Annotated in this window: 8 protein-coding genes; 3 read left to right on the top strand and 5 right to left on the bottom strand. The window is 72.8% G+C overall.

Annotated features, from left to right (window positions below; all coding sequences use genetic code 11):
• Positions 1 to 839: (Fe-S)-binding protein (locus NBW84_RS15385; protein ID WP_250285432.1), on the bottom strand; the 839-nt coding region annotated here is incomplete at its 3' end.
• Between the two features lie 842 nt (positions 840 to 1,681).
• On the opposite strand from NBW84_RS15385, the gene NBW84_RS24345 reads away from it, so the two are divergent.
• The 3 genes from NBW84_RS24345 to NBW84_RS15370 all read left to right on the top strand — a co-directional run bounded on the left by NBW84_RS24345 (position 1,682) and on the right by NBW84_RS15370 (position 7,099).
• The gene (locus NBW84_RS24345; RefSeq protein WP_445548727.1) at positions 1,682 to 4,522 is read left to right on the top strand and encodes a protein phosphatase 2C domain-containing protein; all 2,841 of its coding nucleotides are present in this window, start codon (positions 1,682 to 1,684) and stop codon (positions 4,520 to 4,522) included.
• A complete protein-coding gene (locus NBW84_RS15375; protein WP_250285431.1) occupies positions 4,519 to 5,805 on the top strand; it encodes a VWA domain-containing protein in 1,287 nt (428 codons plus the stop codon). The genes NBW84_RS24345 and NBW84_RS15375 overlap by 4 nt, the downstream gene beginning before the upstream one ends.
• A gap of 67 nt (positions 5,806 to 5,872) precedes the next feature.
• Complete coding sequence (locus NBW84_RS15370; protein WP_250285430.1) at positions 5,873 to 7,099, top strand: FHA domain-containing protein; 1,227 nt, start codon at positions 5,873 to 5,875, stop codon at positions 7,097 to 7,099.
• Between the two features lie 310 nt (positions 7,100 to 7,409).
• Here the strand turns inward: NBW84_RS15370 and cysS are convergent, their stop codons facing one another.
• The 4 genes from cysS to NBW84_RS15350 all read right to left on the bottom strand — a co-directional run.
• Positions 7,410 to 8,981: a cysteine--tRNA ligase gene (gene cysS / locus NBW84_RS15365; protein ID WP_250285429.1), complete on the bottom strand. Its 1,572-nt coding sequence runs from the start codon at positions 8,979 to 8,981 to the stop codon at positions 7,410 to 7,412.
• Between the two features lie 344 nt (positions 8,982 to 9,325).
• Entirely contained in the window at positions 9,326 to 9,721 is a 396-nt protein-coding gene (locus NBW84_RS15360; RefSeq protein ID WP_250285427.1) for a PPOX class F420-dependent oxidoreductase, read from the bottom strand.
• Between the two features lie 151 nt (positions 9,722 to 9,872).
• The gene (ispF, locus tag NBW84_RS15355) at positions 9,873 to 10,367 is read right to left on the bottom strand and encodes a 2-C-methyl-D-erythritol 2,4-cyclodiphosphate synthase (protein WP_250285426.1); all 495 of its coding nucleotides are present in this window, start codon (positions 10,365 to 10,367) and stop codon (positions 9,873 to 9,875) included.
• A 271-nt stretch (positions 10,368 to 10,638) separates the two neighbouring features.
• The coding region (locus NBW84_RS15350; RefSeq protein ID WP_250285425.1) for a 2-C-methyl-D-erythritol 4-phosphate cytidylyltransferase at positions 10,639 to 10,845 on the bottom strand (207 nt) is incomplete at its 5' end.

The raw sequence follows: 10,845 nt of genomic DNA, 5'->3' as shown, positions 1-10,845 counted from the left end.
CCCCCCGGCCGGGCCCGTCCCCGCCACCAGGCCGTGGCCCGCCCGGCCTGCCCGGCCCGCCCGGCAGGCGCGGACGCGGCTGACCCGGACGCGGCTGGCGCGGGGGGTGTGTCGCCGGTCCCGGCGAGCACGTCGGCCAGGTGCAGGACGCGCACTCCCGAGCGCCACCTGGACAGCAGTCCGCCGATGTGCGCGAGACAGGAGCTGTCCGCGGCCACCAGCACCTCCGCCCCGGTCTCGCGGACGTGGCGTGCCTTGTCCGCGCCCATCGCCACCGACACGTCTGCGTTCTTGATCGCGAACGTGCCGCCGAACCCGCAGCACTCCTCGGCCGCCGGCAGGTCGACGAGGGTGAGCCCGCGCACCGCGCGCAGCAGCCGCTGGGGCCGGTCACCAAGCCCGAGCACCCGCAACGAGTGGCAGGTCGGATGGTAGGCCACCCGGTGCGGGAAGTACGCGCCGACGTCGACAACCCCGAGCACGTCGACGAGGAACTCCGTCAGCTCGTACACCCGCGGTGCCGTGCGGGCCACCGCGTCCCGCAGCGCCGCGTCACCCCGCTCGGCGGCCAGCCGGGCATACAGGTGACGGATCGTGCCGGCGCATGACGCCGACGGGGTGACCACCGCGTCGTATCCCTCGAACGCCTCGACGAAGCCCCGCACCAACGGCACGGCCTCGTCCCGGTAGCCGGTGTTGAGGTGCATCTGCCCACAGCAGGTCTGCGCCGGGGGGAAGTCCACCTCGACCCCGAGCCGCTCGAGCAGCTCGACGGTGGCCTTCCCCGTCCCGGGAAAGGCCGTGTCGTTGAAACAGGTCACGAACAGCGCGGCCTTCACGGCGCCACCTTCCTCACCCCGCCCCTCGTCCCATCCTGGCCGTCCCACTCCGGCCGTCCCGCCCTCCGTTATCCCACTCCCGTTCCCGCGCGCCGGCCCACCCGTGCGAACCGCATCCCCGCCACGGCTCGCTCCTCGCCCTCGTTCCGCGGCGCGCATCCCCACGGCCTGTCTCTTCGCCCGGCCACGCGGCCGGGCACCGGCCCAGCGGGCGTCCACTATGCGACGGCCCAATATGTGACGGAAAGTAATCACGGTCGGCTACTACCATGGCACCAGGACGGTGTCGGGACGCCTGGCCCGCCCGGACGGCGTCCGAACGGCTTGTCTGTCCGCAAAGCGACACCGGATGGGCACAACCCCTATCTCAAACCCCGCGACAGCAGCATTATCGTCAGAGCGTGACGGCCAACACATCTTCGGCGCTGTTCACTGGATCCACCGGAGTAGGCACCCCGCCGCCGGGCCCGTACCACCACGGGCAGCCACATCATCACGAGCAGCGCAGGTGACCGCGATGACGGCACGTCAGGCACGGCCCGACAGGCGGACGTCCGCCGGCTCCGGCCGGCTCCGCACCCTGCCGGCGGCACGGACAGCGGCACGGACAGTAGCCGCCGCCAGCGGCACTGGGCGTACCCGGACGGGCGGTCGCCGGGCCGGCGACGGGTACCGATGACCCCCCGCCGGCCCGACGGAGCGCTCGAGGTGACCGGCGCCGGCCAGCCGCTCGCGGCCCTGTCACCGTGGCCGGTCCCACGCCCGGTCACCGGCGTGGCCACCGGGACGGCCATCGGCCCGACGCCCGGTCCAGCCGCCCCGCGGCACCGCGGCCGGTGACCATGGCGAACACGGCCCAGGAGCGGATCGACCGGACCCTGGCCGCGCTGTCGGAGGCGGCCGCGTCCCAGGCGGCCGCCCTGATAGCCCTGGAGAACGCTCCCGAGCGGGCCCTGCTCGTCCCGGACCGGCTCACCGGCGGCACCCGCCGGCGGGCAACGACCGCGTTGAACACGTTGGCCGATGCCTGGCACTGGTACGGCATCCTCAACGATCTTGTCGGACGGGCACGCGCCCTGCGCGGCGACAGGGCCCGGCTGGACGCCCGCACCATCGACGAGCTGGACGCGCTGCTGCACGGCCCGATGCCGCGGCGGGGCGTGCGCCCGGCGGAGCTGGCCAGCCGTACCGACGCGGCGCTACGGACCGTACGCACCTGCGTCGACGAGATCACAGCCGCCTGGAACACCCACCTGGCCGCCGTGGGCGCGGCCGAACAGCGGATCGCCGCCGCCGCCGCGACCGCCGCCCGGCTGCGCCTGGACGACGACGCGGGCCTGGCCATCGCCCGCCGTCTGCTGGCCGAGTTCGCCGAACAGGCCGCCACCGATCCGCTCTCGCTGCCCGAGAGCCTGTCCGCGCGGCTGGCGGCGGCGGTCGCGGCGGCCGGTGCCGGGCTGGACGAGCTGGCCAGGCGGCACGACACCCTGCCCCAGGCGCTGCGGGAGGCCCACCAGCTGCTGGCCGGCATCGTCGCCCTCATCGAGCGGGCCGCGGCGGACGCCGACCGGGCCCATGGCCGCGTCCTGCCACCAGGAAGGTCCCTGACCCGCCTGCCCGACGGCGTGCTCGACGACGAGCGTCACGGCCTGCGGACCTGGCTCGAGCGGCTGGCCGCGGCGGCGTCGGCGGGCCGTTGGAAGGAGGCGAGCCGAGGCCTCGACCGCTGGCGGGAGCTCGCGGAGGCCACCGCGATCTCCGCCCGCCGGGTCGCCGAGGCCAACGCGGCCATGCTGCGCACCCGCGACGACCTACGCGGGCTGCTGGCCGGCTGGCAGGCCAAGGCGGCCGGACGCGGTGTCGCCGAGGAGCCGGAACTCACCAGCCTGTACCGGCAGGCCCGGTCGGTGCTGTACACGGCACCGACCGATCTCGACCGGGCCGCCGCGCTGGTGCATGCCTTCGGCGCGGCGGTCGACCGCCGCGGCGCGCCGCATCCGGGGCCGGCCCCGGGGCCACATCCGGGGCCGGCGCCAGAGCCGGGGCCAGGACCGGGAGCAGGACCGGAGCCGAGAGCGGGGCCAGGACCGGGCGCGGGCCCGGGGCCAGAGCCAGGGCTGGGAGCAGAGCCGGGAGTAGAGCCGGGAGCAGACGCCGCGCCGCGCTCACGGCCGGGCGGGCACCCGGGCCGGCCCCGGCACGCAACAGGTCGAGCGGCGCGCGCCCAGCCGGGAAGGATCCTGGCGGCGGTGCCGCCGCGGCACCCTGGTCGATACTGCCGGCATGCCGGCCCGGCCCCGACGGCCTGGCCCCGGTACGTCACCAGGGCGGCGGCGGCAGGCCGCGTCCGCCCGTGGACGTTGGTTCGACCAGGTGATACGCACGTGATCGGCTGTGGGCAGGCCACGGCGGAAGCCACCAAGACCGGGCGGGCCGGCCACGGCCCCGCAGCGGAGAAGGGACGGTACGGAATCGACCAGAACGGGGGTCGCTGCCCGGCGTGCGCGGCTCCGGTACGTCCGGGCGACCGCTTCTGCGAAGCGTGTGGAACGCCGCTGCGGGCCATACCACCGGGGGGTACCGGCGACACCGACCATCGTGAGATCGACCTCGGCCCGATCGCCGGCGTCTGCGACCGAGGGGTACGGCACACCACCAACGAGGACGCGATGGGCGTCCTCGTGGTCGGCTCCACGCTGATCGCGGTGGTCTGCGACGGCGTGTCGAGCACGCCCGGATCCGGGCCGGCCGCCCGCTCGGCGGCCCGGGTGGCGGCGGCGACCGCGGCGGCGGTCCTCGCCCGGCCCGTCACCCGCTCCCACCCCGGGCGGGAGCGGGACGACGTGGAGCACCGCCCCAGCCATGACCGCGGCCGGCCGGCCGGCCCCGACCGGTTCGGCCGCACCGGCTTCGACGAGGACTTCGGCACGGACCGCGACCCACCCGACCATCATGATCGCTACCGCGGCCCCAGCGGCCACGGCGGCCACGGCTACGACCCCGACTGGCCGGACCCGGATCCCCCGACCTGCCCGCCAGGCCCGCTGGGCGGCCCGCTCAGCGAGGAGCCGCCCCCGGGCCGGGCCGAACAGGCGGTACGCGCCGCCGTGGCCGCCGCGCAGGACGAGGTGGCCCGGATGCCCGCCATCGGACGCAGCGCGCCGTCCTGCACGCTGGCCGCGGCGATCATCACACGGGAACGGGACGGCACCGGGCACGTGACCGTCGGTTGGATCGGCGACAGCAGAGTGTATCTATTCACGACGCGCTGCTTCCAGCGGCTGACCGAGGACGACACCTGGGCGGCCGAGGCCGCCCGCGCCGGGCTGATCCCCGCGTCCGCGGTCGAGACCGACCGGCGGGCCCACACCCTCACCCGCTGGCTCGGGGGCGATGCCGAGGACGTCACCCCGCACGTCCGCGCCTTCCCGCTGCCCGCCTCGGCCACGGTGCTGGTCTGCACCGACGGGCTGTGGAACTACCTCTCCCGCGCCGAGGACATGGCCGCGGTCGTCGGCCAGCTCCCGCCGAACGCCTCACCGATCATGATCGCCCGCCATCTGACCGGGCACGCGATCGACCGCGGTGGCCACGACAACATCACGGTCGTGGTCACGCGGGCCGGCCCGGACCCCATCGACGGGTACGCCGGCCGGCACCCCTCCGGAAGGGAGCAGCGATGACCACGCCGTTCACCGTGGAGGTCTTCCAGAACGAGTATCTGGCCCACGGCCACGGCGAGGTACACGCGGTGGTCACCGTCCGGGGAGCGTACGGCCCGGCCCCGGCAGGCCTGCCGGGCCAGCGCGGCCCGGTGGAGCTCGCCGAGGTCATCATGCTGGACTGCTCCGGCTCCATGGGCAGCCCGCGGACGAAGATCGTCGAAATGCGGCGGGCGGCGGAGGCCGCGGTCGACGCCCTGCCCGACGGCACCTGGTTCGCGATCGTCCGGGGGTCGGGGATCGCCGAGGCCGTCTACCCGGCCGGCCGCGAGCTCGTCCGGGCCGACGAACGGACGCGGACCGCGGCCAAGGAGCGGATCGGGCTCCTCGACGCCGACGGAGGCACCGCGATCGGCCGCTGGCTCACCCGCGCCCGGGAGCTGATGGCCACCAGGCCGGACGCGATCCACCATGCGATCCTGCTGACCGACGGACGCAACGGCGAGCACGCGGCCGAGTTCGACGAGGCCGTCGCCGCGTGCGTCGGGCGTTTCCAGTGCGACTGCCGGGGCGTGGGGGCGGACTGGCGGGTCGATGAGCTCCGCCACGTCGCGACGGCCCTGCTCGGCACGGTCGACGCGGTCCGGAGCCCGCATGATCTGGCCGCCGACTTCCAAGCCATGATCAGTACCGCGACGAACCGGGCGGTGGACCGCGTCAGCCTACGGGTATGGACGCCGCGTAACTCAGCTGTACGGTTTCTGCGACAGGTCGCACCATTTGTGGCAGATCTCACCGGCAGCGCCACCCGGGTCGACGACCTGACTGTCGACTATCCGACTGGCGCGTGGGGCGCGGAATCCCGCGATTATCACCTATGCGTCACAGTGCCATCACGTATGGATGACATGGAGATGCTGGCCGCCCAGGTCGGCGTGGTCGTGTCCGGCCAGGTGCGCTGCCGCGAGCGCGTCCGCGCGGTCTGGACCAGCGACGCCAGCCTGTCCACCCAGATCGCGCCCGAGGTCGCCCACTACACCGGCCAGGCCGAGCTCGCCCAGGCCATCCAGGAGGGTCTGCGGGCCCGACGCGACGGCGACGAGGCGACCGCTACCATCAAACTTGGTCGAAGTGCACAGTTGGCGCGTCAGTCCGGCAACGAGGGTACATACCACCTACTTCAACACGTGGTCGACATTGAGGACGCAAGCACAGGTACTGTTCGGCTGAAACGGAACGTTGACACCATTGACGAAATGGTCCTTGACACACGGTCGACCAGGACCGTCAGGGTGAACAGGTGATCAGGTGAGCGCACGCTGCCCAGACGGGCACCTGTCTCTGGCTCCCGACTACTGCGATCAATGTGGTATGCGGATTGTAGCCAGTCAGGAGCCCTACGTCATTCATCCCGCGGACGGGACGAGCGGGCCGTCAGGTCGCGGGCGACCGCACCAGCCGGACCACGCCGCCGGGGCCCCCGGGGAGCCGCCCTACGGCCGGCGGCCGGCCGAAGGCGCCGGGCCGCTGCCGGCCGGCCCGGGACAGCCGGGCCCGAGCGCGTCGCTGCCGGGCGACCCGTTCGGACGGGACGGCTATGCCCAGGACGGCTACGACTCCCCCGGTCGCCCCGCCGCCGGCCGCCCCGCCGACGGGTACGGCGCCGATGGATACGGGGCCGGCGGGTACGGGGCCAGCGGGTACGGCCGTGACCCGTACGGCCAGGAGAGATACGCCGCCAGCGGCTATCCGCCCGACCCCTACGCCCCAGGCGGCTACAGCGCGGACAGCTACCCGCCCGACCCCTACCGAGACCCTCGCGGCGAGCCTCCCGACGAGCCGTACCGGGCCGACCTGTGGGGCTACGAGCAGGCCGACCCGTACCGCTCCCCCGCGCCCTCCGCGCCCGGCACGGGCGGTGTCGACGACCCGTACGGCCTCGACCGCGGCGCCGCCGCCCGCCCCTCGACGGGAGCAGCGGCCACCGACTACCACCGGCCCCCGCCGAACCAGGCTGGCTTCGAGCGTCCGGCGCGGGAGGCCGCCCGGGAGCCGATCGACGGCTATGCCGCCTGCCCGAGCTGCCACAACCCGAACGAGGTGGGCGCCCGCTTCTGCGAGGTGTGCGGCTTCGATCTTGTCCTGCTGGAGCATCCCGCGCCCGCCTCGGCGGAGCGTTCCGGCCCCAGCGGGCCACTGCCGGTCCAGACCACCGGCTGGGACGTGGTCGTCGAGGCCGAGCGGGAGTACTACGACAGCGGTGACGACCACCGGGTCCCGTTCCCGACGATCTACCCACGGCGGGTGTTCGCGCTCAACGGCCCCCGGCTGCTGATCGGGCGGCGCAGCGAGTCCCGCGGCATCCATCCGGAGATCGACCTGGCCGGCGCCCCCGAGGACCCGGGCATCTCACGCGCGCACGCCATGCTCGAGCTCCTGCCGGACGGCAGCTACGCCGTGCTCGACCCGGGATCAACGAACGGCACCCGGATCAACGACGAGCCGAACCCGATCCCGCCAGGCCAGCCGGTACCGCTGCGCCACGGCGACCGGGTGTATCTCGGAGCCTGGACCAGAGTCACGATCCGTTCCCGGTAACCGCTGTTCCCGGTAACGACCGTTCCCGGGAGCCACCGCTGGCAGCGGCCACTGGCACCGGCCAGCGGAGAAGATCCGAATGGGTCCGTCGTCCGGTACGCCCACCAGGACGAAAAGCGCACCGGACGACGGACTCACCCGAATCAGGTCTCACGCAGGCCTCGCACGCGGACGCGCGAGCCGACACAACGGCCTGCTCCGGCGGCGACGGCAGCGAGGCCCCGCGCGCGGACGTGCGAGGCTGCCCGCGTGACCCGGCCGCCTGGGGAGTGCCGGCTGCCGGCCGGGCCGGCCGGGTTGGCCGGTATCCCTACGCCAGGTGCCAGCGCTGCCCTTCGGGCGTGTCCTCGACGATGAGGCCACCGGCGGCCAGCCGGGAGCGAATCTCGTCCGCCTCGGTGTAGTCCCGTCGGGCACGCGCGGCCGACCGCAGATCAAGAACGATCTCCATGACGCCGTTGAGCGCCGGCCGCAGCTCGGAACCGGCCGCTGGCCACTGGCTGACCGGGTCGAGCCCGAGAACGACCAGCATCCTGCGCACGACGTCGACCCAACCGGCAAGCTCCCGACGCCGCGCCTTGGACAGCACCTGGTTCCCGCGGCTGACCGCGCTGAAGAGGACAGCCAGCGCCCGGGAGATCGCAAGGTCGTCGTCCAGGGCGGCCGCGAAGGCCGCCCACGCCTGTGCCGGGCTGCTCACCTCGGCCGGGTCGCCGGCCGAGAAAGCATGTGCGGCAGCGGTGGCCACCGTCCCGCCCCACCCGCCCGGGCGGGCGCTCTGGCGGATGCCACCCTTCAGCTGGCTCTGGCTCTGGCCGACGGGATCCCGGCGCGGGTTCGTGGCGCATTCGGCCGCCAGCGCCGCGGCCTCGTCCGGCCCGCCCAGGATGTCGAGCGCGTTACGGACGAACGTCTCGATCCGGTCGTGAGCCGCCGCCGACTCGGCCAGCCCTTCCGAGCTGTACTCCAGCGACGACCGGTAGTGCGCCGACAGCAGGTGGTAGCGCAGCACCTGTGGCCTGACCTGCTCGAACGCGTCGCTGACCAGGAAAGAGTTGCCCAACGACTTCGACATCTTGGTGCCGCCGGTGGTCAGCAGACCGACGTGCATCCAGTAACGGGCCATCTGCGGCGCGCCCCCGTGGGAGTGGGCCGCGCTGGCCGACTGCGCACGCTCGTTCTCGTGGTGCGGGAAGATCAGGTCGAGGCCGCCCCCGTGGATGTCGAAGACCTCCCCGAGGTACTTGCCGGCCATTGCCGAGCACTCGATGTGCCAGCCCGGCCGGCCGCGCCCCCACGGCGACTCCCAGAACGGCTCGCCGGGCTTCACACCCTTCCAGAGCGCGAAGTCACGGGGATCGGCCTTGCCCTCATCGCACTCCGGTGAGGCCTGGACCGCTTCCGGACGCTGGTGGGACAGCTCGCCATAGCCGGCGAAGCGGGAGACCCGGAACCATACCGAGTCGCCGCCGCGGTAGGCATAGCCGGTGTCCACCAGCCTGCCGATGAGCGCCAGCATCTCCGGGATGTGCCCGGTGGCCCGCGGCTGGATCGTGGGCGGCAGGACACCGACCGCGCGATAGGCGTCGTCGAAGGCCCGGGTCTGACGGGTGGCCAGCTCCCACACGCTCTCGCCGGCCCGGCTGGCGTTAATTATGATCTTGTCGTCGATGTCGGTGACGTTCTGTACGAAGGTCACCTCAAGCCCGGACGTGACGAGCCACCGGCGGAGCAGGTCGAAGGCGACGGCGGTACGGATGTGCCCGACGTGCGGCGAGGACTGGACGGTGGGCCCACAGACATACACGCCCACGTAACCGGGGCGCAGCGGCTCGAACAGCCGCAGGCGCCGGGTGCGCGTGTCGTAGATGTGGAGTCCCATCTGTCAAGAGTACGGCGCGGCCCCCCGCGGGATCCCTCGCCACCCGTGTCAGACACGACTCCGTTCCATGAACAGCCCGCAACATGTACGAAATCCGACTCCGGTAGAGGGCCGAAGCCGGATGCGCGCGGCCCGGAACGTGGTAGGCGGAACGGGCCATGCACAGTAGTGCGCACGGTATAACGCACCGCATGATGCACAGTAGGTAACAACGGAAGAACACAAGCCACAACGGCGAACCCTGGGAGTTTCACCGCACCCGGCGATATGCTAGGCCATGCAGCGGGACGCCAGGCCGCCGGGATGCCAGGCCGCACAGCAGGCCACATACCGGGCCGTCACCGTCAACCGGTGGTGAACACCCGTTCGACGGTGACGCGGATGACGATCCGCGTCACTTCGGGCGCGTCCCAGCGATACGTCTCGTCACCGGTGTACTTCAGCGCGAGGGCGTCGATCAGCTCGCGGCCCCCCTCTTCCGACAGCGTGGCCCGCCCCCGGACCTCCACGTATCCATAGGGATCCCGCTGGTCGAGGAACATGATTCCCACCCGCGGATCCCGCGCGATATCCCGCTCCTTGGCACGGCCCCGGATTGTGGACAACAGAAGCTCATCACCATCACGATCAATCCACAACACAGTCATGCGCGGAGACCCGTCCGGCCGGATCGTCGCAAGCGTCACGTAGGTCGGGGAATCCGCGAGCTTCTTGACCTTCTCGGGCAGATATGACGACATCAGGCTCCTCTGCCGCTCCTGTCGCTTTCCCACCCTGTCATCCGGTCGACGGCTGTCCGGTTGTCATGCCAATCAGGCATGACAACCGGACAGCTCGTGTCGCGCCCGCGGCACTCCCGGATATATCCCCTGTTCAGACGCGGACGACTGTTCAGACGCGGACGACGAGGGCGGTGGCGATCGCCGCGAGCCCTTCGCCCCGGCCGGTCAGCCCGAGGCCGTCGGTGGTGGTCGCGGACACGCTCACCGGCGCGCCCACCGCCGCCGTCAGGACCTCCTGCGCCTCCACCCGCCGGCCGGCCAGGCGCGGCCGGTTGCCCACGATCTGCACGGCGACGTTGCCGATCGTCCAGCCCGCCTCGGCCAACAGCCTCGCCGTCTCACCCAGCAGGGCCACTCCGGCCGCGCCGGCCCATTCCGGCCGGCCGGTACCGAAGACCGAGCCAAGATCTCCAAGCCCGGACGCGGTCAGCAGTGCGTCACAGGACGCGTGCGCGGCGACGTCACCATCTGAATGACCGTCGAGCCCGGTCTCGCCGGGCCAGAGAATGCCGGCCACCCAGCAGGGGCGGCCCTCCGCGAACGGGTGGACGTCGACACCGAGCCCGACCCGGGGCAGTCCGGACAGATCCCTCACCTCACTCACACGTCACCACTCACACGTCACTCAAGGAGCACATCGCTCAAGGGGGCTCAGGGAGAAGGAGCCGGCCGTCAGACGGACCAGAGGGTCCGCGGCCTGAACACCGTTCCAGCGGCGCTCGCGTTCCGCCGGCAGCGGCAGCGCAACGACCACCGCGTCGCCAGGGACCCGGCGCGGGCAGATAGTCACCGCGCCAGGACCTGTCTGGCTGGTGTTCGCTCGCGCGGACAGCGCCCGGACGGCCGCACGACCGAACACACGACCGAACATCGGCCTAACGGTGCGCGAGCAGTGCCTCGGCGAGAATCAGGTCGGCGGGCCTGGTCACCTTGAACGCCTCCTGGGAGCCGGGAACGGTCGTCACGGCCACGCCGAGCGCCTCGACCAGCCCCGCGTCATCAGTGATCGCCATATCGGGAGGCAGCGTCGCGCTGAGCCGGTAGGCGTCGTCCAGCACGTCCCGGCGGAATCCCTGTGGGGT

This window comes from Protofrankia sp. CiP1_Cm_nod2, assembly GCF_920664355.1.
Taxonomy (GTDB): domain Bacteria; phylum Actinomycetota; class Actinomycetes; order Frankiales; family Frankiaceae; genus Protofrankia.
This window is presented reverse-complemented; position numbering and strand designations above follow the sequence as displayed.

What these genes read in the sequence shown, in the direction of transcription:
- NBW84_RS24345 (WP_445548727.1), top strand. Translation starts at nt 1,682, where the DNA reads ATGGCGAACACGGCCCAGGAGCGGATCGACCGGACCCTGGCCGCGCTG.
- NBW84_RS15375 (WP_250285431.1), top strand. Translation starts at nt 4,519, where the DNA reads ATGACCACGCCGTTCACCGTGGAGGTCTTCCAGAACGAGTATCTGGCC.
- NBW84_RS15370 (WP_250285430.1), top strand. Translation starts at nt 5,873, where the DNA reads ATGCGGATTGTAGCCAGTCAGGAGCCCTACGTCATTCATCCCGCGGAC.
- cysS (WP_250285429.1), bottom strand. Translation starts at nt 8,981, where the DNA reads ATGGGACTCCACATCTACGACACGCGCACCCGGCGCCTGCGGCTGTTC.
- NBW84_RS15360 (WP_250285427.1), bottom strand. Translation starts at nt 9,721, where the DNA reads ATGTCGTCATATCTGCCCGAGAAGGTCAAGAAGCTCGCGGATTCCCCG.